At 55.7% G+C, this 26,702-nt stretch carries 20 protein-coding genes and 1 pseudogene; 3 read left to right on the top strand and 18 right to left on the bottom strand.

Annotated features, from left to right (window positions below):
* Positions 1 to 69: 69 nt before the first annotated feature.
* Both ACOTXR_RS01845 and aspC read left to right on the top strand, forming a co-directional pair.
* Positions 70 to 783: pseudogene (locus ACOTXR_RS01845) on the top strand (porin); the annotation flags it as partial.
* A 184-nt stretch (positions 784 to 967) separates the two neighbouring features.
* Positions 968 to 2,158, top strand: coding sequence for an aspartate transaminase (gene aspC / locus ACOTXR_RS01840; RefSeq protein ID WP_014883232.1), 1,191 nt, complete (start codon positions 968 to 970; stop codon positions 2,156 to 2,158).
* Positions 2,159 to 2,210: 52 nt separating this feature from the next.
* Here the strand turns inward: aspC and ACOTXR_RS01835 are convergent, their stop codons facing one another.
* The 7 genes from ACOTXR_RS01835 to cmoM all read right to left on the bottom strand — a co-directional run bounded on the left by ACOTXR_RS01835 (position 2,211) and on the right by cmoM (position 12,849).
* Positions 2,211 to 2,858 carry an MBL fold metallo-hydrolase gene (locus ACOTXR_RS01835; protein ID WP_047027823.1) on the bottom strand — a complete coding sequence of 216 codons (648 nt, stop codon included), beginning with the start codon at positions 2,856 to 2,858 and terminating at the stop codon, positions 2,211 to 2,213.
* A 20-nt stretch (positions 2,859 to 2,878) separates the two neighbouring features.
* On the bottom strand, positions 2,879 to 3,430 hold the full coding sequence (locus ACOTXR_RS01830) for a YcbK family protein (RefSeq protein ID WP_014883230.1): 552 nt from the start codon (positions 3,428 to 3,430) through the stop codon (positions 2,879 to 2,881).
* Between the two features lie 175 nt (positions 3,431 to 3,605).
* The gene (ldtD, locus tag ACOTXR_RS01825; RefSeq protein WP_058691161.1) at positions 3,606 to 5,429 is read right to left on the bottom strand and encodes a L,D-transpeptidase; all 1,824 of its coding nucleotides are present in this window, start codon (positions 5,427 to 5,429) and stop codon (positions 3,606 to 3,608) included.
* A 178-nt stretch (positions 5,430 to 5,607) separates the two neighbouring features.
* The gene (gene mukB / locus ACOTXR_RS01820) at positions 5,608 to 10,059 is read right to left on the bottom strand and encodes a chromosome partition protein MukB (RefSeq protein ID WP_058691162.1); all 4,452 of its coding nucleotides are present in this window, start codon (positions 10,057 to 10,059) and stop codon (positions 5,608 to 5,610) included.
* Complete coding sequence (gene mukE / locus ACOTXR_RS01815; protein WP_421766973.1) at positions 10,059 to 10,763, bottom strand: chromosome partition protein MukE; 705 nt, start codon at positions 10,761 to 10,763, stop codon at positions 10,059 to 10,061. The genes mukB and mukE overlap by 1 nt, the downstream gene beginning before the upstream one ends.
* Entirely contained in the window at positions 10,744 to 12,066 is a 1,323-nt protein-coding gene (gene mukF, locus ACOTXR_RS01810; protein WP_014883227.1) for a chromosome partition protein MukF, read from the bottom strand. The genes mukE and mukF overlap by 20 nt, the downstream gene beginning before the upstream one ends.
* A gap of 3 nt (positions 12,067 to 12,069) precedes the next feature.
* Positions 12,070 to 12,849, bottom strand: coding sequence for a tRNA uridine 5-oxyacetic acid(34) methyltransferase CmoM (gene cmoM, locus ACOTXR_RS01805; RefSeq protein WP_014883226.1), 780 nt, complete (start codon positions 12,847 to 12,849; stop codon positions 12,070 to 12,072).
* Positions 12,850 to 12,973: 124 nt separating this feature from the next.
* On the opposite strand from cmoM, the gene elyC reads away from it, so the two are divergent.
* A complete protein-coding gene (gene elyC / locus ACOTXR_RS01800; protein WP_058691163.1) occupies positions 12,974 to 13,753 on the top strand; it encodes an envelope biogenesis factor ElyC in 780 nt (259 codons plus the stop codon).
* On the opposite strand, the gene ACOTXR_RS01795 is transcribed toward elyC, so the two are convergent.
* From ACOTXR_RS01795 to aroA, 11 genes are all read right to left on the bottom strand, one after another.
* Positions 13,730 to 14,623: a YcbJ family phosphotransferase gene (locus ACOTXR_RS01795; RefSeq protein ID WP_045268529.1), complete on the bottom strand. Its 894-nt coding sequence runs from the start codon at positions 14,621 to 14,623 to the stop codon at positions 13,730 to 13,732. The genes elyC and ACOTXR_RS01795 overlap by 24 nt on opposite strands.
* A gap of 142 nt (positions 14,624 to 14,765) precedes the next feature.
* Positions 14,766 to 15,512 (bottom strand): 3-deoxy-manno-octulosonate cytidylyltransferase, encoded by a 747-nt coding sequence (gene kdsB, locus ACOTXR_RS01790; RefSeq protein ID WP_014883223.1) that lies wholly within the window; start codon positions 15,510 to 15,512, stop codon positions 14,766 to 14,768.
* Positions 15,509 to 15,691, bottom strand: coding sequence for a protein YcaR (ycaR, locus tag ACOTXR_RS01785; RefSeq protein WP_006174474.1), 183 nt, complete (start codon positions 15,689 to 15,691; stop codon positions 15,509 to 15,511). Before ycaR ends, kdsB begins: the two co-directional genes overlap by 4 nt.
* A gap of 45 nt (positions 15,692 to 15,736) precedes the next feature.
* Entirely contained in the window at positions 15,737 to 16,966 is a 1,230-nt protein-coding gene (locus ACOTXR_RS01780; RefSeq protein ID WP_058691164.1) for a winged helix-turn-helix domain-containing protein, read from the bottom strand.
* 44 nt (positions 16,967 to 17,010) lie between these two features.
* Entirely contained in the window at positions 17,011 to 17,988 is a 978-nt protein-coding gene (gene lpxK, locus ACOTXR_RS01775) for a tetraacyldisaccharide 4'-kinase (protein WP_047027819.1), read from the bottom strand.
* Positions 17,985 to 19,733 (bottom strand): lipid A ABC transporter ATP-binding protein/permease MsbA, encoded by a 1,749-nt coding sequence (gene msbA, locus ACOTXR_RS01770; protein ID WP_014883220.1) that lies wholly within the window; start codon positions 19,731 to 19,733, stop codon positions 17,985 to 17,987. Before msbA ends, lpxK begins: the two co-directional genes overlap by 4 nt.
* Positions 19,734 to 19,769: 36 nt before the next feature.
* Positions 19,770 to 22,034: a ComEC family protein gene (locus tag ACOTXR_RS01765; RefSeq protein WP_058691165.1), complete on the bottom strand. Its 2,265-nt coding sequence runs from the start codon at positions 22,032 to 22,034 to the stop codon at positions 19,770 to 19,772.
* A 213-nt stretch (positions 22,035 to 22,247) separates the two neighbouring features.
* Positions 22,248 to 22,535: an integration host factor subunit beta gene (gene ihfB / locus ACOTXR_RS01760; RefSeq protein ID WP_008499965.1), complete on the bottom strand. Its 288-nt coding sequence runs from the start codon at positions 22,533 to 22,535 to the stop codon at positions 22,248 to 22,250.
* Positions 22,536 to 22,705: 170 nt separating this feature from the next.
* On the bottom strand, positions 22,706 to 24,379 hold the full coding sequence (gene rpsA / locus ACOTXR_RS01755) for a 30S ribosomal protein S1 (protein WP_008499966.1): 1,674 nt from the start codon (positions 24,377 to 24,379) through the stop codon (positions 22,706 to 22,708).
* A 111-nt stretch (positions 24,380 to 24,490) separates the two neighbouring features.
* On the bottom strand, positions 24,491 to 25,174 hold the full coding sequence (cmk, locus tag ACOTXR_RS01750) for a (d)CMP kinase (RefSeq protein WP_013097305.1): 684 nt from the start codon (positions 25,172 to 25,174) through the stop codon (positions 24,491 to 24,493).
* Between the two features lie 185 nt (positions 25,175 to 25,359).
* Positions 25,360 to 26,643 carry a 3-phosphoshikimate 1-carboxyvinyltransferase gene (gene aroA / locus ACOTXR_RS01745; RefSeq protein ID WP_058691166.1) on the bottom strand — a complete coding sequence of 428 codons (1,284 nt, stop codon included), beginning with the start codon at positions 26,641 to 26,643 and terminating at the stop codon, positions 25,360 to 25,362.
* Positions 26,644 to 26,702 lie beyond the last annotated feature (59 nt).

Raw genomic sequence — 26,702 nt, 5'->3', positions numbered from 1 at the left:
CATTAGCGTCGTTTTTTGAGAATGGTTACAACTTTAGTGCTTTGTGTACAACTTTATTGTCCTCGGACAGCACCGTCCTTCTCAGGAATGACCTGGGGCGGTAACTACGTTGATAACTTTATGACCAGCCGTAGCACCGGCCTGCTGACCTACCGTAACAGCGATTTCTTCGGTCTGGTTGACGGTCTGAGCCTGGGCGTACAGTACCAGGGTAAAAACGACCGTGCTGACGTTAAAACCTCTAACGGTGACGGCGTAGGTTACTCCCTGGGTTACGACTTCGGCGAAGGCTTCGGTGCAATCGCATCTTACAGCAACGCTAACCGTACTCTGAACCAGAAAGCTGATGGTCAGGGTGACAAAGCTGAAGCATGGGGTGTTGGTCTGAAATATGACGCTAACAACCTGTACCTGGCAACCACCTATGCAGAAACCCGTAACACCACCCGTACCGGTTCTAGCGGTGATGCTGGTTTTGCTAACAAAACGCAGAACTTCGAAGTGGTTGCTCAGTACCAGTTCGACTTCGGCCTGCGTCCAGCCATCTCCTACGTGCAGACCAAAGGTAAAGACCTGGCTGCCGTCGGCGGCTTCAGCGGTGGCGATGCAGACCTGGCTAAATTCATCCAGGTGGGTACCACTTACTACTTCAACAAAAACTTCAACGTGTGGGCTGACTACTACATCAACCTGCTGGACAAAGACACCGACTACGCGAAAGCGGTTGGCGGTCTGAACGGCAACGACGATATGGCTGCTGTGGGTGTAACCTACCAGTTCTAATCAGAACACCACTTTGTTATATGCTTAATGAACAGGGCTTCGGCCCTGTTTTTTTATGCCTGACAGAAAATAATGGCGACTTTTGAAAAGCCGCACGCTTTTCGTCGCAAACGGTTGGCATTTTGTAAATCTACCGTTAACCTGATAGCGGATTTCACTTCTGTAATCACAATGGAACTTCGTCATGTTTGAGAACATTACCGCCGCTCCTGCCGACCCAATTCTGGGCCTGGCCGATCTGTTTCGTGCCGACGACCGCCCTGGCAAAATCAACCTGGGTATTGGTGTATATAAAGATGAAACCGGCAAAACCCCGGTACTGACCAGCGTAAAGAAAGCTGAGCAGTATCTGCTGGAAAATGAAACCACCAAAAACTACCTCGGTATTGATGGTATTCCTGAATTTGGTCGCTGCACGCAGGAGCTGCTGTTCGGTAAAGGTAGCGCAATTGTGAGTGACAAACGTGCGCGTACAGCACAGACACCAGGCGGTACCGGCGCACTGCGTGTGGCGGCGGATTTCCTTGCGAAAAACACTTCTGTTAAGCGTGTCTGGGTGAGCAACCCAAGCTGGCCGAACCACAAGAGCGTCTTTAACTCTGCAGGTCTGGAAGTGCGCGAATACGCTTACTACGACGCGGCAAACCATGCTCTCGACTTTGATGGCCTGCTGGCAAGCCTGAACGAAGCACAGGCAGGTGATGTGGTGCTGTTCCACGGCTGCTGCCATAACCCAACCGGTATCGACCCGACGCTTGAGCAGTGGGAACAGCTGGCTAAACTCTCCGTAGAGAAAGGCTGGCTGCCGCTGTTTGACTTCGCCTATCAGGGCTTCGCCCGTGGACTGGAAGAAGATGCAGAAGGCCTGCGCGCTTTTGCAGCCGTACATCAGGAATTGATCGTTGCCAGCTCCTACTCCAAGAACTTCGGTCTGTACAATGAGCGTGTAGGTGCCTGTACGCTGGTTGCGGCTAACGACGAAACCGTCGATCGTGCCTTCAGCCAGATGAAATCGGTTATCCGCGCGAACTACTCTAACCCACCGGCACACGGTGCGTCCGTTGTTGCGACCATTCTCAGCAACGATGCGCTGCGCGCGATCTGGGAACAAGAGCTGAACGATATGCGCCAGCGTATCCAGCGTATGCGTCTGCTGTTTGTTAATACTCTGGCCGAGAAAGGCGCAGACCGTGACTTCAGCTTCATCATCAAACAGAACGGCATGTTCTCTTTCAGCGGCCTGACCAAAGAGCAGGTTCTGCGTCTGCGTGAAGAGTTTGGCGTATACGCCGTGGCTTCCGGTCGCGTGAACGTGGCAGGGATGACGCCTGACAACATGGCGCCTCTGTGCGAAGCGATTGTCGCCGTACTGTAATTTACGCCCACAAAAAAGCCTGCGTTCAGCAGGCTTTTTTATTTATCCAGGTTTACCAGACAGGCATCTCATCCTGAAGGAACGGATTATGGAGCCGTTCATAGCCCAGCGTCGACATCGGACCGTGTCCAGGAATAAACGTCACGTCATCACCCAGCGGCAATAACTTCTGTTTGATCGACTGAATCAGCTGCCCGTGATCGCCGCGCGGAAAATCGCTGCGTCCTACGCCGCCTTTGAAAATCACGTCGCCCGAAATCAGCAGACGAGACTGGTCATCAAAGAAGACGATATGGCCTGGCGTATGCCCAGGACAATGCAACACCTGTAAAGTCACATTCCCTACGTTAACGCGCTCTCCTTCGTTCAGCCAGCGATCGGGCGTCAGAGGCTGACACTCATCAAGGCCAAACATGCGGCTTTGGGCAGGTAACCCCTGCAGCCAGAACTCATCTTCTTTTTCCGGACCGATGATCGGCACACCAAAATGCTGTGCCAGCTCTGCCGCTGCGCCAACATGATCGAGATGACCATGCGTCAGTAAAATCTGCATCAGCGTCACACCGCTGTCGGCGACGTCCTGCTTGATTTTCTCGGCGTCGCCGCCGGGATCAACAAGCGCGGCCAGTTTGGTTTGCTCGCACCAGATCAATGAACAGTTCTGGGAGAACGCGGTAACCGGAATAATACGATAGTTCATACTGCTCCTGTGTTTCGTTATTACCAGTGCCGGACCGGACCGGTATCAATATGCACAAAGTTGCTGCTGGGGTAATATCCTACACCACCTGCGCGCATAGATAACGCAGCTTTGCGAATATTGGCTAACGAAACGCCTTCAATATGGAAATCCATTGCCTGTCCCTTCGTGTGATAGCTTTTTTTCGCTACCCCACGGCTATGGGCGCGTAGTTCATTATTGGTATCCAGTGAGCGATAACCAGAAATGAGCTGCACGGGCTTCCTGGTGCCCAGCAGGCCCTGAAGGCGGAACAACTGATCAAACAATCCTGGGTCGATGGCTTTTACTTTATTCGCGCGGAAATCACGGAAAAAATGGTTGAGTCTTGCTAATTCATCCTGAATATAGCCTCTGCCATCGAAAAACTCCGCTTTTAGCGACTCACCGGTATGAAGATTGTTGAGCGTTAAAACTCGCGGACGAGGTGTCGAGAGGGTGGCAAATGCTGGCGTCGGCAAGATGGCCGCTGCGCCAAGCGCAACACCACCTAACGCCAGCAGTTTGCGGCGATTAGCGTCAAATTTGTCCATGATAATCAGGTCTACAGGTCAATGAAATCGTAAGTATGCTTAGCGCACGAAGGGCACCTTAACTGGCAAAACGGGGGACGTCAAGGCGCCCAACCCCAGTGAATACGCGGCTTACAGCGATATCGCCCCCTATTCACCATAACTTACGACAATCATTTTTCCCGAACTACTTCATTTACCTGATTAATTGTTCCGCTTTTGGCAAAATTTGTGCGCCGGATCGCGCAGTGAGATCATAATTGTAAATATCTGTACGATACTGAGTGCGCCCGTCTTCACCCACAAACGCCGTCAGATAGTAAAGATTGACCGGAATGTTGTGTCGAATATTCACGTAGCGCGTATCCCCCTGTTTCAGGGCGTCAGAAATACGCGTATCGTTCCAGCCCGCATCCTGCAACAACATATTGGCCAGCTCCGAGGCTTTGTTTACGCGCACGCAGCCTGAACTGAGGGCGCGGGTATCTTTCTGGAACAAGTTGTGGTTCGGCGTATCGTGCAGATAGATAGCATCTGAACTCGGCATATTGAATTTGTAACGCCCCAGGGAGTTATGCGCCCCGGGAGCCTGCTGGAAGCGGAACGGCAGGTTGGAAGCCGTAATCGTCGACCAGTCGACCATGTAAGGATCAATCGCCTCTTTACTGTTCCAGCCGCGCATCACCGTATAGCCATGACGTTCCAGATAACCCGGATCGTTCCAGACCTTTGGCAGAATGTCTTTACGTGCCAGCGTCGGCGGCACGTTCCACGGTGGGTTAACCACCACGTTATTTAACGCGCTGCTCATCATCGGTGTTTTACGATCCGGACGCCCGACAATGACGCGCGAGGCCAGTTTTTCGCTGCCATCCTCATAATAGACCAGGGAATAGGCCGGAATATTCACCATAATGCCTGTGGACAAGGTGCCCGGCAGCAGACGCAAACGCTGAATATTCAGTGCCAGCACCCCTGCCCGCTGCGCAGGAGAGACGTTAAGCCAGTCGCGCGTTGACGGGCCTATTACCCCGTCGGCACCCAGCCCCTGCGCAGCCTGGAATTGCTTAACCGCAGCAACCAGTTCGCGATCGTATGCCGCAGGTTTATCGCTCAGGAGAGCGGCCTTCTTCTCTTTCACCGGCGCTGACGGGCTCACAACCGCGCTTTGCGGATCGTCGCCCGGCAGGGCAATCTTCGGCCCGCCCTCAAGACTACCGGAGCGTTTCAGGATTTCGCGCAGAGCAGGAACATCGCTGCTCCACTGGCCTGGACGCAGCGTCGCGGTACCCCGCATTTGCGGCCAGGGACGCGAGTCGCCCACCAGCGCGAGGAGCGACTCATGCAGGGTGGCATACTGCGGGTGCGCCGGGGCGAGACTGGCAATAAAGCGCGGCAGATCGCCATTATCCAGCGCCAGCTGCCACTGGTTGATCACCGACAGCGCTGGCGTCGCCAGCTTGTAGGGCTTATCGCTATATAACCAGCGGTTGCCGTTGACCGGAATACCCGCCACAAACTGCAGATAGCCCATCATGGCATCGGAAAGCACCACGTCCCGCGCCTGGCCAGTGACGGCTGGATCGGTTAACAGCTCAACCCACTTCGTAAACTGCGGCTGAAAACCCGCAATCGCCACTTCTGCCAGCTGCTGCTGGAACGCGCGCACGGCATCACGATCTTCCCACATGGGTTTCATGTCCCGGGCTGCATAAAGCAGCGTGAGCTGATTGATATAGGCGGGCGTGTAGCCTGACGGCAACCCTGAGAGGAGCTGCTGGCTAAGCGATTCGATATCGATGCCTTCCGGCAACGGCTTAATGCCGGCCATGACGGCGGTCGCCGGAGACTGTTCCAGCGGCTGAGACAATGACGTCGGCTGCGCGCCTGTCGCTGCGGAGCTGTCCGTCGGCACAATTTCAGGCTCGTCGGCCTGGGCGGTTAACAGTGGAGCAAACATCACTGCCAGGCATAAACTCAGCGCAGACAGCTGACGACCACATTCTTTCTTTAGCAACATCCCTTGCCCCCTGTTTTCACGACATGCCCATCACGGTGGGGCTTTCTTTTATTATAGGTAGACGGCAAACCTGTTGCCTTACCTTATGTAAAGAAGTTTAAAGATAACGCAGCCCTAAGCACAAGTTAAGTGAATAAAAAAAGCGGCGCTTTTGCGCCGCTCTTTGTAACAAAACGCCTCAGGAAGCGTCTGCCGTGGTTTCCGGCAATGACTCCGGAGGCTGCGGCGTAAAACCACGCAACCCGACAACATGAACGTGTTCGCTGTTCTGGAACACTTTACGCACCAGTTTATAGGTGGTCCCTTTTTCAGGGCTGATGTTTTCCGGTGCCGCAATGATGAGCTGCATATCAAGACGCTCGCAAAGCTCAAACAGCGTGGCAATAGAACGGGCATCAAGACGCGCCGCTTCATCCAGGAACAGCAGGCGGCATGGAGAGATGTCTTTACCGCGCAGACGGCGCGCTTCATCTTCCCAGCTCTGTACAACCATCACCAGAATGGACATCCCGGTACCGATCGCTTCACCGGTAGAGAGCGCCCCGGATTCCGCACGCAGCCAGCCGTCTGAACCACGGTTAACCTCAACTTCCATTTCCAGGTAGTTACGGTAATCCAGCAGTTCTTCACCGATGGTTTGCGGCGTGCGCTGACCCATATCAATCTGCGGGTTCAGACGCTGGTACAGCTTCGCCAGCGCTTCAGAGAAGGTCAGACGGTTGCTGTTGAACAGATCCTGATGCTGCTCGTGCTGCTCAGAGAGCACGTCCAGCAGCGTCGCGTGGGCTTCACGCACGTTGACGTTGAGACGCACGCTGTTCACCTGACCAAACGACACACTCTGCAGACCCTGGTTCAGTTGGCGGATACGGTTCTGCTCACGCTGAATGGTCTTGCGAATAATATTCGCCACGCTGCGGGAGCTGATAGCCAGCTTCTGCTCGCGGGAAGTCAGCTCTTCCGTCAGACGCCCCAGCTCGATTTCCATCTGTTCGATGGCCTCGACCGGATCGTCGGTACGGATGATATCCTGACGAATACGCTCGCGCAGATGCTGATAAACCGCCACGAAGAACTGAATTTTACGCTCCGGACGTTTCGGATCTTCTGACATGCGCAGCACATCGCGCAGGTGCTCGTTATCCGCCACCGCCAGGCGCAGGGCACCCAACGCCTTATCCGACATTGAACGCAGCTCATCGGCTGAGAGGTACGCCAGTTCGCGACGGTGCAGGCGACGTTCCACGTTGTTGTCTTTCACCATCCGCATGACCGCACACCAGCCCGCTTTCGCCGTCACCACCTGCTCGCGCATCTCGTGATAGTCGCGTTCCAGCTTGCGCAGGCGACGGGTCAGGTTATCCATTTCGGCTTCGCAGAAGGTCAGCGCTTTTTCCAGCTGATTACGACGCGCACGGTTGTTGCTGAGCTGGCTATGCAGTTCATCACGACGAAGACGGGCGCGCTCTTCCGCCCCGCTGTCGGCACGCACGCCAATGTCCTGCAACTCTTTCTGCAGGTCGTTTAACAGCTCTTTCTTAGTGTCGAAGGAGCTTTTCAGCGAGGCCAGCACCTGGTTGTACTGATTAAGCTGAGCGGAGTGGCTGCGCATCGCTTCGCGTGCTCGGGTACGTTCCGCTTCTGCCTGCTCAAGACGTTGACGCAGCTTTTCATTCAGGTCGCTGTTACCGCTCAGCATTTCAGCCGAATCGGAATAGCCGAAGTGTGCGCGACGCTGCACGACTTCCGTCAGGGCAAACGCCTGCTGACGCGCTTCGCGCTGCACCTGCTGCGACCAGGCATAATCTTCTTTTAACTGCTCGAACTGTTCCGGGTCGCTCTGCAGGACAGACACCACGGGCTCCAGCTTCGCCAGCTGATTGCCGTGCTGCTGCACGAAACGCGCGGCTTCCTGGGCTTCATCCAGACGTTCCTGGATCTCATCCACGCGATCGGCCAGCGTGTCATCTGCCAGCAGGTTGAGGCGCGGCAGGATGCGGTTAAGGGCCGCGACGCCCTCTTTCGCCTGTTCAAACTGGACGCGACTCTGCTGGTTGTCACTTTCATGACTGGCAATGGCGCGTTCCAGCTCGCCGCGGCGGGTATTGAGTTTGCGGATTTCCGCTTCCGGGTCGGCTTCAAACGCCACGCCCAGATGGCTACCGATAAAGCGGCTGAATGCCTGATGCAGGCGCTGGGTTTTCTGTACATCAAACGACAGGGTCGCAAAACGTTCCGACAGCGTTTCACGCTCGGCATGGAGGCTCTCAATACGGCTTTCACGCGCAGCACGGCCAAACAGCGGCAGTTCCGGGAAGCGGGAGTAACGCCACTGGCGGTCAGCGATTTTCACCACCACCGCTTTTTCCAGCTCGTCAACGCTAAACACGCTGTCATCGAACGACTGCGGATCCCCTTCTATCAGATAGAGATCTTCCGGGCAATCTTCCAGCCCGGCGAGCTGGTCAGAAATCAGCGACAGATCCGGCACCACAATCGCGTTACGGGATGGACCGTACAATGCGGAGAAGTATGGCGCATCGTCCAGGCCGACATCGTCGTAAATCTCAGACAGCAGTACGCCACCAAAACGCTCGGCTAAGGCATTGAGGCGCGGATCTTCTGACCCGCCCGGCTGGCTTAAGCGCTCAATTTCTTCATCGACGTCACGCTTACGTGCGCCGACTTCATCACGCTCAACAATGGCTTCGCGCTCACGCTCCAGCAGCTGTTGCAGGTATTCGGTCACCTGCTGGCTGGATTCGAACTGTTCGCCGCACTGTTCGCTGAGCTGGTTAAGGCTGCTTTGCGCCGCCAGCCAGACCGGCGCGCGCTCCAGGAGCCTTTTAGAACGGGACTGAAGCTGTTCCAGCTCCTGGCGCAGGGTCATGCGCTGCTCACTGGCGCTGGAGACCGTATCGGAAAGCGCAGCGATACGCGCTTCCAGCTCCTGATGCAGCGCCTCAAGCTCGTCGAAATCGTAATGTTTACCCTGACGCTTACAGAACTCAGCCAGCAAACGCTCGGCTTCCTGCTGCTCACGCAGGCGCTGTTCCAGTTCGTTCAGGCGCATACGCAGCGGCTGCACCTGCTCGGCCAGATGGCGCTGGTTGACGCCGTCGCGCAGCAGTTCACGGGCAACGTTCCAGGCTTCGTTACGCGCCAGCGGGCCATTAATGGCGACCACCAGCTGATACGCTTGTTCAAACTGGCTGTGCGCCGTTTGCGCGACGCTCATTTTCTGTTCAAGAGAGAGCAGTTTCTCGGTGGCTTCCTGCTCTTTAGCCTGGAAGGTATCCAGCCACTCGTCGGCGCTTTCCGGCGTCAGGTCAGGCAGATGGCACAGCTCTTTCGCGCGCTGTAACGCCTGCAGTGCCTGGGTGTACTGAATCGCACGCGTCTGCTGCACGTCCAATGCCTGCTGGTAATCAGCAAGCTGGCTTTTCAGCTCATCCACTTCCAGCTCGGCGGCTTCGGCGCGGGCTTCGTTCTCTTCCTGCATCTCGGCGGCTTCGGCCACCACTTCATTTTGCTCTTCGAGACGAATTTGCAGCTCATCGAGATCCGCTTCGTAGCGCTCGATTTTCTCCTGCTGGCGCAGCGCGGTCTGCACCAGGTTCAGGTGATCGCTGGCGGCCTGGTAGTCGGCTTCCAGATCACCTTCAGCACCGTTGTGCTCGCCCAGCTCGCGCGCCATTTCGACGTGCTTATACTGCTCTGCCACCAGCTGTTTACGGGAGGTAAACAGTTCGCGGCGGTATTCTAATGCCTGATCGAGATGGACGCGGCGCTCATTGGCGTGACGCATGTAGTCCGCCGCCACGTAGTTGGTGGCTTCGCTGATCAGGTGTTTAAACAGGTCACGGTCTGACTGGGTCACGCGAATCGCTTCCAGCGTCATGCGGTTTTCACGCAGCGCCGCTTCCATATCCTGGAACGCCTTACGCACGCCGCTGTTTTCCGGCAACAGGTAGTCGCGCAGGGAGCGGGTAATGGCGCTGGAGATACCGCCGTACAGGGACGCTTCGATCAGACGGTAGTATTTGCTACGGTCTGAAGCGGTACGCAGACGACGCGCCACTACGCCCAGATCGAACATCAGGGAGTGGTAATCGGTGATGGAGTTGAACTGCTTGAACTGCACGCCCTCAATGGCTTCGAGCTTGTCTTTCAGTTCCTGTAACGTCAGCACGCGCGCCTGGCGTTCATTCAGGGTTTCCGTCAGCAGCGCGGTCGGCTGCACGGAGGTTGGCAGCCCCTGGATAGCAAACGGTTTGATATCCACTTTACGGTCGCGACCGGCAACCTGCTGCAAACGAACCCCCACCACCACGCGCTGGTGACGAGAGTTAATGACGTCCAGAACGGAATAACAGACGCCCGCTTTCAGCTTACCGTGCAGACCTTTATCGCGGGAGCCGCTTGTCGCGCCTGCTTCAGTGGTGTTACGGAAGTGAAGCAACGTCAGGTCGGGGATCAGCGCCGTCACAAACGCCGCCATGGTGGTGGATTTCCCCGCCCCGTTACCGCCGGAGAGCGTCGTGACCAGCTCGTCCAGATCGAAGGTTCGGGCAAAGAAGCCGTTCCAGTTAATCAGCGTTAGTGAGCGAAATTTACCGCGTTCAATCATTACTCTTCCTCCCCGCTATCCGGCAGATTCTCTTCATGCTCGTCATTGAGCTGCAAATGGTTTTCCACCGGCATCGCTTCACCGTCACGGATCATGCGAAGCTGCGCTTCACGCGCGTCATCCCCCGCACGCACATCGGCGCCGAAGCGGAAGACTGATTCCGTAATGCGGAATTTGCTGCTGTCGTGGTCCATAAACCAGACCATCCCCAGACGACGCAGACGGTTCAGGGAAGAGCGCACCTTTTCCTGTAATTTCTGACGGTCAAGATCCGATCCGGTCGAACGGTTGTTCACCAGCTTGAGCAGCTTGCTCTCATCCGCCAGCGTCAGTAGCTCATCGTAGAGTTCCTGCTGGGTGAAGATGCCTTCATTCGCCAGACGTTCCGGGCTGAGATAGAGATAGCAAAGAATTTTGCCGACCATCATATCCAGCTCGGAGAGCACGGAGCGCGGGATCAGCGTCGTGGAGCGCGGGCGCAGGTAGAAAAAACCTTCCGGCGCGCGAATCAGCTCCACGTTGTAGCGGGCGTAAAACTCTTCCAGGTACTCCTGGAAGTCCATCAAAAAGGCGTGATTATCCAGCTCGTCTAAGCCAATGTGACGACCGGCACGCAGCTGGCTGTCCAGCGCCGGAAATAACGGATTCGCCAGCGCCTGTGCCAGCTTAACCGGCATCACTTGTTCAATATTTGTCAATGACATGCGCCTGTACCTTGGCTCCGTAATCGTTAATTGGCTGCCACTTCGGCGGCAGTCCGGTGAAATCTGCTTGCGCGATACCCAGGCGCACCGCCTGGTCTACCACAATGCGGGCAACGTCGAAGTGGCGCGCACGCGGATATTGCGCCAGATAGTCGCGCACCACGAGTCCAAGATCCAGCGGAGCTTGTCTGGTTTTGTAGACAGCGAGCTGTTCTTCGATCATCGCCGCAAGTTGTTCACGAATTTCGTTGAATTCTTCAAACTCCAGATCCGGCGGCAGTTCACCGGTCACCTCTTCATCGCGCAGGGCCATCTCTTCGTCGCGCATATCCAGCAGACGATCGGCATTGGCGTAGGTCAGCGCCCATGGCGCATCGAAGTAGGTCTGAACCGACTGGCGCAGACGCTGAGCAAAGACGCGGTTTTTATCCATATCAATCGCGGTGCGGATAAACTTATGCACGTGTCGGTCGTAGCCGATCCACAGGTCGATCGACTGCTGTCCCCAGCTAATGATGCGGTCGAGCTTGCTCTGCAGATCGAACACCAGACGGTCGATAAAATGCAGATCGTCATGCGCCAGCGTCGCGTCCTGGATGCGCAGCAGGTTAGCCTGCAGCTTATCCCCTGCCGCCTCCAGCGTATCCTGCAATTCTCGCAGCGTACCGGAGGTTTCTGACAGTAAAAGTTCGCAGCTGGAGATGGCCGCACGCCAGTCTTTATTCAGCAGCTGCGCGATGTCGTCTTTGACCTGCTGCTGCTGTTCGTCCATCAAACGCTGGGTAAGATCGATGCTGTCGAAAATCTCGGCCACCGAATATTTCAGCGGCGCGTAAACGTTGCGGTGCCAGTGGAATTCATCACCGTTTTCATCTGCAGCATCGGCGGCACGCTTAAGCTCACCCGCCACGATCGAGAGCTGCATGGAAAGACGCAGCGTGGAAAATTCGCGCTGGCGAATGTAGTAATCGGTGATGCCGATACCCAACGGCGTCAGGCGATAGATGGCGTTTCCTTCCGCCTGCTCGCTGGTAAAGCGGTTCAGCAGACGTTGACGCACCATATCGTTGATTGCGTTGTTGGCACGCACGCTAATGGTTTCGCTGGTTTGCTCAAACGCATCACTGACATGGCGGAACGCATCCACCAGTTCACCCTCGCTCATTTCGCCATCCAGCCGTTCGCCGTTCAGCGTGGCAACCGCCAGCAGGAAAGAGAGTCTGTCTACCGGCAGCGAGATGGAGAAATCGTTTTTCCTGGCCCAGGCAACCAGTTCGGGGACTGTCTGGGAAAATTCACTCATAGGTTATCCTTGCATCTGCGGCTTGTGCGCGGTGACGTGAATATAGCGGCCAAGGCTGACAAATGGCTCCTGACGGCAATACCGCGTTTCTAATTCTGTTAAGGTGTCAAAACAGTCACGCTGTTTGTGTTTTTCACGCAGATAATCATGAAACACCCTGACGCCCGTTTTCCCGACAATCTGCCAGCCAATCTCTTCCAGCCAGCCGTAAACCTGCTGCGGATCGCGCGGATAGTCCGGGGAAAGCGTGCGCTTTTTCTTTTTAGGCATCCCGACCTGCACATAGTCAAAGTTACCTGCAACCATGTTGTGCATCAGGAAGCCGTTAGCATTGTAGAACATCAGCGACAGCGTGCCGCCCGGGCGCAACATCGACCACAGGGTTTGTAAAACGCTTTGCGGATCGGCCACCCACTCCAGCACCGCATGAAACAATATCAGATCAACCTGGGTTTCCAAATGCTGTGCGATGTCCTGAGCGGCGCATTGTATAAAATGCATGTTGTCGCTCACACCTTTCTCATCTGCAGCACGCGTCGCGCGGGCGACCATTTCAGCCGAAAGATCGCAAAGCGTGACGTGATGACCGCGCTCGGCCATTTTTATCGCCGTTTGTCCTTCGCCGCCACCGGCGTCCAGCACGCGCAACGTCTGGTCGCCAAAAGTGGCCAGAATGGTGTCCAGATCCTGCCAGAGGATCGTCTGACGGAGCTGCCCCTTTGTGGTGCCATAAATGTTGCGCGAAAACTTTTCCGCGATGTCATCAAAATTGCGATCCCGCATTGGGAGAGTTCCACTCGCTAACTGCAAAACCGCTATTTTGTCACACCCGCGCGGAGAATGAACCTCTCTGGTGTAATATCACCGGTAATCACCTGCTATATGGTCAAAAAAGGAACCAAAAAGGATGCTTTTTACCCTTAAGAAATACATTGGAGGGATGATGCTTCCCCTTCCGCTGCTGCTCATCATCATCGCGCTAGGGCTGGCGCTGGTGTGGTTCAGCCGATTTCAGAAAAGTGGCAAAACGCTCATCACGTTCGGCTGGCTTGTCTTACTGCTGCTGAGCCTGCAACCGGTCGCGGATGGCCTGTTACGCCCCATTGAAGATAAGTACCCGACATGGCAGGGAAATCAGAAAGTGGAATACATCGTGGTGCTGGGCGGTGGATATACCTGGGATCCTGACTGGGCCCCCAGCTCGAATCTGATCAACAACAGCCTGCCACGGCTAAACGAAGGGATTCGCCTGTGGCAGGCGAACCCGGGATCAAAAATGATCTTCACCGGCGCCGCAGCAAAAACGAACCCGGTGAGTACGGCTGAAGCGGGTGCCAGAGTTGCGGAATCCCTCGGCGTACCGCGTTCCGCTATCATTACCCTGGACAGTCCAAAAGATACCGAAGAAGAAGCCGCTGCGGTGAAGCAGGCGATTGGCGATGTTCCATTCTTGCTGGTCACCTCCGCCTCACACCTGCCACGGGCGATGATTTTCTTTGAAAAGCAGGGCCTGCACCCGCTTCCCGCACCGGCAAACCAGATGGCCATCAATGCGCCACTTAACCCATGGGAACGCGTGATCCCCTCCCCGATGTGGCTGATGCATAGCGATCGCGTCGGCTACGAGACGCTCGGCCGCCTCTGGCAGTGGCTGAAAGGTTCCTCAGGCGAGCCAGGGCAAGAGTGACTTAGCCGCGAGATCGAAGTTTGCGCGATTGAAACGCCCGGTATTGACCAGTTGCGCGACTTCATCCCAGAGCAGGTACAACCAGCGCCGCCAGATAAACGCTTCGGCAACGGGCGCACGCTGAAGGTAGTGCCACAGTAACCCTTCTGCCGCCCCGCTGTCGCTGAGCCTGAACAACTCATATTCACGTGGGGCCCACAGCATTATTCCAGGCCCCAACATCGCCAGCAGCTGATCGCTGCGGGAGTCTTTCAGCATACTCCGCAGGGTAAAATTGCCGTGGATCAGCACGCAGTTATCATTAAAACCGTCGAACAGCGCTGGCAAGCATTCACGAGTGCGAAAAAGAATACGTTTGTCCTGCATGGTCAAACCGGTGTTATTGAACTGGTTGAGCGTTCCCCACAGCACTTCCACCCGCTGGCGATACCACAGCGGCCACAGGTTCTCCTGGGTGCTGTCGACCGGCCCCACGAGCCCACGGCTATCCTGGCGATGCCAGGCCAGCAGCGCCTCGACAATCTGGTCTTTCAGCTGCTCCCAGCGTTCCGGCGTGCGCGCGGGTGCTTCAACAGGCACGCCGCGTAAACGCTCTATCAACAGGACATCGGGGCCGGGGTGTTCCTCGTGCGTCATGACGCCGTACACGGTCGGCATTCGGACGGTACCCTCCCGCGCCAGCATCGACATTTTCCAGGCGAGCTGCCTGGCAACACCCGGCGACGTGAAACTTCGCGCCATCAGCGGCATTGGGTTTCCCTGACTGTCATACAACGACCAGAGCGCGGTATCGGCCTTTTCACTCACACACTCGACCCGGCTTAATTTCTCACCCAGCAGATGGCTAAGTTCGGCACGCAGCTGTTCCATATGAGATTCCCCCCATTAATGCTACTGCTTTTATAATGAGCGCGCAGAATGAAGATGTCACCCGGTAGAGATCAATCAGGGAAAAGAAAAGCGAAAATTGTGGCGAGAGGACATCCCTCCGAAAGGAGGGATGCAGACGGTATTAACGTAATTCGGCGCGAACGCGCTCAAGGTCTTCCGGCGTATCAACGCCCGTTCCCGGTACTTCTTTGGCAACAGCAACGTGAATTTTCTCGCCATACCAGAGCACACGAAGCTGCTCCAGCATTTCGATATGCTCCAGCGGGCTGGGTGCCCAGGTGACATAGCGGCGAATGAAACCGGCACGATAGCCGTAAATCCCCAGATGGCGCAGGAAGGAATCCCCGATGGTCTCTTTCGAGAGCGCAAAGCGGTCGCGATCCCATGGAATGGTGGCGCGGGAGAAATAGAGCGCATAGCCTTCGGCATCCATCACCACTTTCACCGCATTCGGGTTAAATGCCTCTTCAGCGTGGTGAACAGGCACCGCAAGCGTCGCCATACCCACCTGACGCTGCGCCAGGTTTTCTGCCACCTGACGGATAATAACGGCCGGGATCATCGGCTCGTCGCCCTGCACGTTCACAATGACGGTATCATCGCTGAAACCACATTTCTCAACGACTTCGGCGAGACGCTCGGTGCCGGACTGGTGATCGACGCGGGTCATGCACACTTCACCACCTGCGGCTTCAACCGCACGGGCGACGTCCGGATGATCGGTGGCAACAATCACGCGATCGGCTCCGGATTCACGGGCGCGTTCAAGGACGTGCACAATCATTGGCTTGCCGTTGATATCCACCAGCGGTTTACCCGGCAGACGCGTTGAGGCATAACGAGCAGGAATAATGACAACAAAACTCATGGTTTGCTCTCTTCTGCCACCAGGGAACGGGCTTCGTTTTCCAGCAACACTGGAATACCGTCACGCAGCGGGAAAGCCAGACTGTCCAGCTTGCAAATCAGCTCCTGTTTGTCCTGGCTGTAGTAGAGTTTGCCGTTGCACACCGGGCAGGCAATAATTTCAAGTAAACGGTGATCCATAGTTCCTCCGTATGGGTAATCGCTAAAGCTTAACACATTCCTTTTTCAGGGCGTGTCTGTTTCCCAGCCACTTCGACAGGATATAAATAACCCTTCGGGAACGCGTCCCAGCGTGACGTCGCGAGCCCCCTGCCAGAGGGCGAACTCGCTAATGGCGGACGTTAAGCCCTTCTCCAGACTCGCCGTCACCCTGACCCCCTCTTCCAGATAGAGCGCAATGACTTCAAGCGTGCCGGTTTTGCGGTGCATTTTGGCATCCATGCGCCCGACCAGCCGCCCCTTATGCAGCAGGGGTAAAACAAAATAGCCGTACTGACGCTTTGGTGCCGGGGTATAACACTCCAGCCGGTAGCTGAAATCGAACAACTGTTCGGCGCGTTTTCGGTCCCAGACCACCGGGTCGAAAGGCGACAACACTGCGCTGTGGGTTGCCTGGAGATTTCCGTCCAGCGCCTTGGGCAGCAAAGGAAGGAGATCCGCATGCAGCCACATCTCTCCCAGGGTTTCTACCGTGACGGGAATGACGCACTGTTCGCGTTGCCACATCTCCAGCAGCGGCTTCAGCGCGGGCTGGCGCAGGCGGTAATAATCTGCCAGCCATTGCGGCCGGAAAATGCCCAGACTGCGGGCGCTGTTTTCCAGCATGATGGCCTCGGCAGCCTCCTGGGTAAGCAGGTCACGTTCGTCGTCCCAGTCTGGCATCACGCGCTGGGTCAGGTCATAGACGCGCTGAAAATTACGCCGTTCAATCACCATGACCTGGCCGGAGGTGAATAACCCTTCAAGATGACGTTTGTGCGGTTTCCACTCCCACCAGCCGCTTGTGCCTTTTCGCGGATGTTCAAAATCAGCGGAACGCACTGGCCCCTTTTCCTGAATATGGCCGATCAGTTGCTCTATTTCGGCCGCGTGCTCCTGCATCCACGCCTGTCGGTATTTCCAGCCCATCTTTTCAGGGGCAAGCATGCGGTGACGCACCAGGGCAAAATCGCTGCGGGGCAGGAAACAGGCTTCGTGCGCCCAGTACTCCATGAGATCCCCTTTGCTGAGCGCCTCATCCAGCCAGTGAGAGGGATAGTGGCCCAGGCGGCTGAACAGCACCAGGTAAGGGCTACGGGCAACAATATTAATGGTGTCGATTTGCAGCAGCGACATGCGCTGGATGGCAGAGAGGATATCGGCAGGCTGTGCGCGGCGACGGGGCTTTTTGAGCAGCCCCTGCGCGGCGAGGTGTAAATGACGTGCAGCTGTAAGCGAGAGTTGCGGTAAAGACATGCGTTTTCCTGTCAGTCAAAGCGCCACCAGAACCGCGTAAGCCCTCACTGCACTAACGCAATCAGTTCCTTGAGCAAGTGTTCCGGCTGCTCGCCGCTGAGTTCAGCGTCAACCGGCAGATACCACCAGTTTTCTTTCGCAAAGGCACGGCATTTCACCGCATCTTTTTCGGTCATAATGAGCGTCTGTCCCGACGCCGTGAGCGCATCAACCTGCTCTGCCACCAGCGCCTGATGGTCAGCCAGTGGAATGCGTTTTTCAAGCCTGGCACCACACTGCTCAAGCGTTGCGAAGAAGCGCGGAGGATGACCAATCCCTGCCATTGCCACCAGCGAAGGCAGCTCAGCAACCGCCCGGCGTTCACCTGTCACCAGGTTTACCGCCAGTCCCGGCAACAGGTGCATAGGGATTTCACCCGCTTTTGCCTCACCACCGTTTACAATCACCGCATCAACGGACTTCAGACGTGAAGCGCGTTCACGCATAGGGCCGGCTGGCAGCCACCATCCGTTACCGAAACGGCGAACCCCGTCGATGACCACAATCTCTTTATCACGCGCCAGCGCGTAATGCTGCAGACCATCGTCAGTGATGATAATTTGTACCGCGTGTTCGGCAAGCAGCGCCTGCACGGCGTCGCTGCGAACCGGGGAGACTGCCACCGGCGCGCCAGTACGCTGGAAAATCAATACCGGTTCATCACCCGCTTCGGCAGTGGTGGTTTTCTCTGCCAGCAGCAGTGGGTACTGCGCCGCTTTACCGCCATACCCACGCGAGACCACACCCGGGCGGATACCGCGTTTTTGCAGCTGTTCCACGAGCCAGATCACCACCGGCGTTTTACCGTTGCCGCCCGCCGTAAGATTGCCCACAACCACAACCGGCACTGGCGCACGCCAGGCCCGCTTGATCCCCAGACGGTAAAGCAGACGAATGATGCCGCTCACCAGGCCGTAAAGCCAGGAGAGCGGCAAAAGCAGCAGCCACAGCGGGGATTCACCGGACCAGATGCGTGCAATCATTCGCCGAACTGCATCTTATGAAGCTGGGCGTATACGCCGCGGTGTTCCAGCAAAGCTGCGTGGCTTCCGCGTTCAACAATGACGCCATCCTCAACTACCACGATCTCATCCGCCTGCTCGATAGTCGACAGACGGTGTGCAATCACCAGTGAGGTACGGTTCTTTTGCAGTTCGTCCAGCGCCGACTGAATAGCGCGTTCAGATTCGGTATCCAGTGCGGACGTCGCTTCATCCAGAATCAGGATTGGGCTGTCACGCAGCAGCGCGCGCGCAATCGCAATACGCTGACGCTGACCACCGGACAGGAGCACGCCATTTTCACCAATGATGGTATCCAGACCGTTATCCATCTTGTTGATAAAGTCCATCGCATAGGCCATGCGTGCGGCATTCTCGATCTGCTCGCGGCTGTACTCGTCAGTGCGCGCATAAGCGATGTTGTTGGCGACCGTATCGTTAAACAGATGCACGTTCTGAGAAACCAGCGCAACCTGGTTACGCAGCGACTGCAGGGTGTACTCCCGCAGGTCGTGACCGTCCAGGAGAATTTCACCTTCGTTGATATCGTAGAAACGGGTGATGAGGCTGGCAATGGTGGATTTACCGGAGCCAGAACGGCCTACCAGCGCCACCGTTTTACCCGCCGGAATCGTCAGGTTGATATTGCGCAGAGCGGGCGTATCGCGGCCCGGATAGGTGAAGGTCACGTTGTGGAATTCAACATCGCCACGGGCGCGCTCAATCTCGCGTGTACCTTCGTCTTTTTCCTGCTCGGAATCCAGAATGCTGAACAATGTCTGACAAGCCGCCATCCCGCGCTGGAACTGGGCATTCACGTTAGTCAGAGATTTCAGGGGACGCATCAGGGCGATCATCGAGGAGAAGACCACGGTGATGGTACCCGCCGTCAGCGTCTCCATCACGCTTGGGAAGCTTGCCGCATAAAGGACAAACGCCAGCGCCAGTGAGGCAATCAGCTGAATGATCGGGTCAGAGATGGAAGAGGCCGAGACCATTTTCATCCCCTGCAGACGCATTTTGTTGCTGACTTTATCAAAGCGTTTGGTTTCGACGTCCTGGCCACCGAAAATTAACACCTCTTTGTGTCCTTTCAGCATCTGTTCGGCGCTGGTTGTTACCTGCCCCATCGTATTCTGCATATTTTTACTGATATTGCGGAAACGCTTGGACACAACGCGGATGGCAATGGAGACAACCGGAGCCAGAACGATCAGGATGAGCGACAGCTGCCAGCTGTAATAGAACATCATGATAAACAGGCCGATGATCGACGCCCCTTCACGCACGACGGTAATCAACGCGCTTGAGGAGGAGGACGCAACCTGCTCTGAATCGTACGTAATACGGGACAGCAGTGTCCCCGTAGATTGCTTGTCAAAGAATGAGACCGGCATGCCCATCATGTGGCTGAACAGACGACGGCGCATGGTCATAACCACTTTCCCGGATACCCAGGAGATGCAGTAGCTGGAGATATAGCTGGTGATACCACGTAAGATCATCAGCCCGATAACCACCAGCGGCATCCATAGCAACACTGAGCGATCCGTTTTACCAAAACCGTCGTCCAGTAACGGTTTAAGGAGCGATAACATAAAAGTATCGCTGGCTGCGTTGAGGATTAACGCTACACCCGCCACGATCAAGCCTGCTTTAAAAGGTGCAATCATCGGCCAGAGTCGGCGGAAGGTTTGCCACGTGGAGAGATCTTTGTCGTTATGCATTCAAAAAACCAGCATTTGTTGAAATAGCCGCATATTCTACCCGTTATCTACGGGCGCGCCAAACCACTGATGATACCAACGTGGTAAAAATTGATCCCGCAATCGCCGGATTTGCCAGCGATGTTGCGAGAATGTCACCGATATTTGCCCGGAATGGGGGGTATCTTGCCAGATATACCCCTCTTTTCGATAACGTCGGACCACATTCGCCGACGGAAACCGCCAGGCGTTATAGCGGGCTGCTGAATCCAGCGCAATGTTTCCCTCCACCCGTTGTACCAGCGCCAATGACGATGAGGTATTGCTGCCATGATGGGGAACCTGGATTAACGTCGACGTCAGATGTTGCCAGTAATGGCTAAGCATAGCCTGTTCTGCTGGCGCTTCAATGTCTCCCGTCAGCAGAATACTCTGCTCACCATCGTCCACTTTCACCACGCAGGAGCGGTTGTTTCCCCGAGCCGGGTCATTTTCCAGGGGCCAGTGGACGGTGAAGGTTAATCCCTGCCATCTCCAGCTCTGCCCACGAAAGCAGGGCCGATGCCCCGCCAGACGTAATGGACTTCTTACCCACATCTCCGGCCATGCTTTTTGCAGCGATGCGAGACCTCCTGCATGGTCAAGATGTTCATGGCTGAGAATCACGCCATCTGGCCGCAGATGGTGCCAGCGCAGCCAGGGGATAATTAACCGCTGTGCGCTATCTCCCCCTGGCCAGGCGAGCCCGGTATCATAGAGAATCGCTTTTCCCTGCCGTTCGATGACCATGGCCAGCCCCTGCCCCACATCCAGCATATGTAGCGTCCAGGCATCACTTTTAGCCGTTCGCCAGAGGGGAAATGCCAGCAACAGGCTCCCAGCCAGACACACGGCGGGAACGGTTTTCCAGGCTCGCAAACGCCAGCCGATGATGATAAGCCAGGGCAGTAGCGTCATGTACTGCCAGCGCTGATCCACACTCTGCCAGCCGTCTGGCAAGCGCATCAGTAGCCAGAACAGCCCGGCAAGGGACTTATCGGCTGCAAACCAGATGGCACTTTCCATTCCCCCCAGCGGTAACAGATGGAGCAACATACCGAGTAAAATCAGCGGTACGCTGACAAACGTCACTATCGGCACGGCAAAGAGATTGGCGACCAGAGAGGAGATACTGAAGCCGTGGAAAATCAGCACCTGTAACGGCATGAGCAACACCAGCATGCCGACCTGCAGATAGATCAGATTAAGTAGTGGCCGTATGCGTCGGGCCCACTGCCAGCGAGGAAGAGGCAGCCACTGAAACCAGAAAATCAGCGCCGCGACGGCAAATGCGGACAGGAGCAGACTCTCAGAAAGTATGGCTAAGGGATCGCTTATCAGGATCGCCGCGACACAGCAACACCATACCTGCCACGGCGACCATTGGCGGGAACCGATTCGCAGCGCCGCCAGCACGGCAAGTGCGATGACCGTTCGTAGTGCAGGAGGTTGCAGACCGGTAAGCCAGGCGTAGAAAGCGGCGAAGAACAACCCGGCCAGGAGTGGCATTTGCCAGTGGACCCGGTGGCTGGGGAATATAAACTGGATCGCACGCGCGAGTAACCAGACGAGGGATGCCGCCAGCGTGATATGCAGGCCCGAAATCGCCATCAGATGCAGTGTGCCGGTTTCACGCATCAGGTCTTTTATTTCTCGGGGGACATCCAGACGCTCTCCCATCCCCAGCCCGAGGATAACCGCTCCCCAGCGATAATCAGAAAGTCGGTTTTGCAGCGACATCAGGTATTGCGATCGCAGGCTGCAGTGTCCATCAACAAGTTCCGCATGGGTGAAGCGCCCGCTCAGCGTTTGGTGTCGGGCAATGGCGCTGCGTTGGGGATCATAGCCTCCGTCGTTCAGCTCGCCGTGTGCAGGTCTTAGCCTGAGCATCATCGCCCAACGCTGGCCAGCACATGCTCTCTGTGGCAAATAATTGCCATACAGCGTTACGCCAGTGGACGCCCACCAACGCCGGCCGTTTACGGTACGAATCTTTCCCTGATGCTGAGTTGCACCATCAGTGGCGGTGATCTCTACCTCGGCCTGCACGGCTCTCGTGGTTAAATGCTGCATCGGCCAGACGCTCTCCTGCGCGGCCAGAAGGCCCCACGCGCAAAATAACAGCGCGGTCCCCACATACTTCAGGCGCACGTTTTGGCATGTGCCCAGCACCACCCCGCCCGCCAGCATTATCCAGACGGTATAGCGTGATGGCAGTTCAGGTAACCAGAGTAACGGGGCTATCGCCAGAATGGCGCAGATACATAAAGCGGGAATTCCCATTGCTACCTCCCTGTTTCAGGGGGCAGTATGCTCGTGGGTGATGCGGCTCGTCAGTTGTGAAGAAAAGGATTTACAGCAAGCGCAGCAAGGTTTTTAACAGGTTGCAGAAAACGCAGCGGGAAATGCGGGGTGCCTTCCAGAAGAAAACGACAGGAACAAAAAAAGCACCCGCAGGTGCTTTCTTTCGAACCCAGTTTAACCGGCTGGCTAAACTCAGTTGCCGTAAATATTGGCGCGATCGCGCAGTTCTTTACCCGGTTTAAAGTGTGGAACGTACTTACCTTCCAGCTCGACTTTATCACCCGTTTTCGGGTTACGCCCGGTGCGTGGAGCACGATAGTGCAGAGAAAAACTACCGAAACCGCGGATTTCAATGCGCTCGCCCTGGGCAAGAGTGGAGGCCATATGCTCCAGCATCTCTTTTACGGCATCTTCCACTGCCTTGGCAGGGATATGCGGTTGCTGACTGGCAAGTCTTTCAATCAATTCTGACTTGGTCATGATTCCTCCGGTTCCTTTCAAACCAATTAGCTGAACAGCTCATTAAACAAGGGCGGCCGTAGCCACCCTTTGTTATTGATTACAGGACGGATCCTGTAATCTGTCAAGTTTGCTCTTCATCCTTCACGCTGTAAATGCGTTACAGCTCAAATGATGCTGAGAACCTGATATTACTCGCCTTTAGCTGCTTTGAAAGCTTCAGCCATTGCGTTGTTAGAGAAGTTTGCATCTTCCTGTTTGTTAACAGTTGCGATTGCATCTTTCTCATCAGCTTCGTCTTTAGCACGAACAGACAGGCTGATTGCACGGTTCTTACGGTCAACACCGGTGAACTTAGCTTCAACGTCGTCGCCTACGTTCAGAACCAGAGTGGCATCTTCAACGCGGTCACGGGAAGCTTCAGAAGCGCGCAGGTAACCTTCAACGCCGTCAGCCAGCTCTACGGTTGCGCCTTTAGCGTCAACTGCAGTTACTTTACCGTTTACGATTGCGCCTTTCTTGTTCAGTGCAACCCAGTTGTTGAACGGATCTTCTGCGAGCTGTTTAACGCCCAGAGAGATACGCTCACGCTCTGCGTCAACCTGCAGAACAACTGCAGCGATTTCGTCGCCTTTTTTGTATTCACGAACTGCTTCTTCGCCTGCAACGTTCCAGGAGATGTCAGACAGGTGAACCAGGCCATCGATGCCGCCGTCCAGGCCGATGAAGATACCGAAGTCAGTGATAGACTTGATTTTACCTTCAACACGGTCGCCCTTGTTGTGGGTTTCCGCGAACTGCTGCCATGGGTTGTTTTTGCACTGTTTCAGGCCCAGGGAGATACGACGACGTTCTTCGTCGATATCCAGAACCATCACTTCCACTACATCACCAACGTTAACAACTTTGGATGGGTGGATGTTTTTGTTGGTCCAGTCCATTTCGGAAACGTGCACCAGGCCTTCAACGCCTTCTTCGATTTCAACGAAGCAGCCGTAGTCGGTCAGGTTGGTTACGCGACCAGTCAGTTTAGTACCTTCTGGGTAACGCTTAGCGATAGCTACCCATGGATCTTCGCCCAGCTGTTTCAGGCCGAGGGATACACGAGTACGCTCGCGGTCGAACTTCAGCACTTTAACAGTGATTTCGTCGCCCACGTTCACGATTTCGCTTGGGTGCTTAACGCGTTTCCACGCCATGTCGGTGATGTGCAGCAGGCCATCAACGCCGCCCAGGTCAACGAATGCGCCGTAGTCAGTGAGGTTCTTAACGATACCTTTGACTTCCATGCCTTCCTGCAGGTTTTCCAGCAGCTGATCGCGTTCTGCGCTGTTTTCGGATTCGATAACGGCACGACGGGATACAACAACGTTGTTACGCTTCTGGTCCAGCTTGATGACTTTGAACTCAAGCTCTTTGCCTTCCAGGTGCAGGGTGTCACGGACTGGACGAACGTCTACCAGAGAACCTGGCAGGAACGCACGAATACCATTCAGCTCAACAGTGAAGCCACCTTTAACTTTGCCGTTGATAACACCGACCACAGTTTCAGCTTCTTCGTAAGCTTTTTCCAGGGTGATCCATGCTTCGTGACGTTTAGCTTTCTCACGAGAAAGCAGGGTTTCACCGAAGCCGTCTTCTACTGCGTCCAGCGCAACGTCAACTTCGTCACCAACCTGGATTTCCAGCTCGCCCTGGGCGTTTTTGAACTGCTCTGCCGGGATGGCGGACTCAGATTTCAGACCGGCGTCAACCAGTACTACGTCTTTGTCGATAGCAACAACAACACCACGAACGATGGAACCCGGACGGGTTTCGATTTCTTTTAAGGATTCTTCAAACAGTTGAGCAAAAGATTCAGTCATGTTTAATCTTCAGGTTAATATTAACGTCCACCTGGCTCCGTGCCGGATGGGGTTGTTTCACATACCCGCCGTCAATCCATTGCAGCGGGGGTACTGCTAAATCGGTCGCGTTTACGCGAGTGCCAGTTTTTGGCGCGCATATTGTAGCGCTTTTTCAATCACTTGCTCAATAGTTAAACTGGTTGAATCCAGAACTAATGCATCTTCTGCAGGAACAAGTGGCGCGACAGCGCGGTTACGATCGCGATCATCGCGCTCTTTTATCTCGGATAAAAGGCGATCAAAGTTAACACTAAACCCCTTCTCCTGCAACTGAAGCATGCGGCGTTGAGCACGTTCTTCTGAAGAGGCGTCAAGGAAAATTTTTACAGGCGCATCAGGGAATACCACGGTGCCCATATCGCGTCCGTCGGCGATCAACCCCGGGGCTTCGCGGAACGCACGCTGGCGACGTAACAGCGCCTCGCGCACACGCGGGAAGGCCGCAACCTGGGAGGCCGCATTCGCCACTTCCTGCGTACGGATTTCACCGCTCACGTCTTCCCCTTCAAGGATCACTTCCAGGTTGCCATCGGTAGACACAAAACGGACATCCAGGTGCGCAGCCAGCGGTACCAGCGCTTCTTCAGAGGCGACATCGACATGATGATGCAGCGCAGCCAGCGCCAGCACGCGATAGATTGCGCCCGAATCTAAAAGATGCCATTGCAATGCTTCCGCCATCGCTTTGCACAGGGTACCTTTCCCTGCGCCACTCGGCCCATCAATGGTGATTACCGGGGCAACTGCCGTCATCTTTTTCTCCTTAAATAAGGCATACCGTTAACATAAACGCCGCGCATTATACGCGCCAACGTGCGCAACTGTTACCTTTGCGTGCAAATTACGGAATGATTGAAGCAGAGTGTAGAAGAAATGAGCGGAAGTGTTCGTCAGGAAGCGTAAGGAAATGCCGCATCGAAGGATGCGGCATAACGCTATCAGGCCAGCGTACTGATGCGCGCCAGCTGCTCGAAGTAGTCCGGGAAGGTTTTCGCCGTACATTTCGGGTCAAGAATGGTCACAGGCGTGTCGGACAGCGCCACCAGCGAGAAGCACATCGCCATACGGTGATCGTTGTAGGTGCCAATTTCTGCGAACTGCAGTTTTGCCGGAGGGGTGACGCGAATGTAGTCTTCGCCCTCTTCCACCTCAGCGCCCACTTTACGCAGCTCGGTCGCCATCGCGTACAGACGGTCAGTCTCTTTCACGCGCCAGTTGTAGATGTTACGCAGCGTGGTGGTGCCTTTGGCAAACAGCGCAGCCGTGGCAATGGTCATCGCCGCATCCGGAATGTGGTTCATGTCCATATCAATGGCATTCAGCTCGCCGCGGGTACAGGAGATGAAGTCATCGCCCCAGGTGACAGTGGCGCCCATTTTCTCCAGCACGTCGGCAAAACGGATGTCGCCCTGCACGCTGTTGCGGCCAATACCGGTCACCTTCACGGTGCCGCCTTTGATCGCGCCCGCAGCCAGGAAGTAAGAGGCCGATGACGCATCGCCTTCAACCAGGTAATTGCCCGGAGACTGATACTGCTGCGCCCCACGCACCACAAAACGCTGATAAGACTGGTTTTCCACCTCAACGCCGAAGGTTTTCATCAGGTGCAGTGTGATATCAATGTACGGTCTGGAGACCAGCTCACCTTTAATCGTGATAACCGTATCCTGCGGTGCCAGCGGCGCGGTCATCAGCAGGGCCGTCAGGAACTGGCTGGAAACGCTACCGTCCACCTCGACGTCACCGCCGCTAAAGCCCCCGCGCAGACGCAGTGGCGGATAATTTTCCTGCTCAAGATACTCAATCTGCGCGCCACCCTGATGCAGGGCATCGACCAGATGGCCGATCGGACGCTCTTTCATGCGCGGCTCGCCGGTCAGCACGATGTTATTGCTGCCCAGACACAGCGCCGCCGCCAATGGACGCATCGCGGTACCCGCGTTGCCCAGAAATAGCTCGAGCTCTTCACCCGAACGCAGCGCGCCGCCGTTGCCGGTCATTTCACAGCGGGTACGATCGTCAGAGAGAGTGTAATGAACACCCAACGCTTTCAGCGCATTGAGCATGTGGCGTACGTCATCGCTGTCCAGCAGGTTTGTAAGGACGGTGGTGCCGTTTGCCAGAGCTGCCAGCAGCAGAGCGCGGTTCGAGACACTTTTTGAACCAGGCAGATTGATGGTGCCATCTACCCGCGCGATAGGTTGTAACGTCAGGGATTCCATGAAACTTAACTCTCAACTCAACATAATAAAAACCCCGCAGCAGGGCTACGGGGGTGGAA

This window comes from Enterobacter cloacae complex sp. IR53030 (assembly GCF_049238365.1).
Classification (GTDB): Bacteria; Pseudomonadota; Gammaproteobacteria; order Enterobacterales; family Enterobacteriaceae; genus Enterobacter; species Enterobacter kobei.
This window is presented reverse-complemented; position numbering and strand designations above follow the sequence as displayed.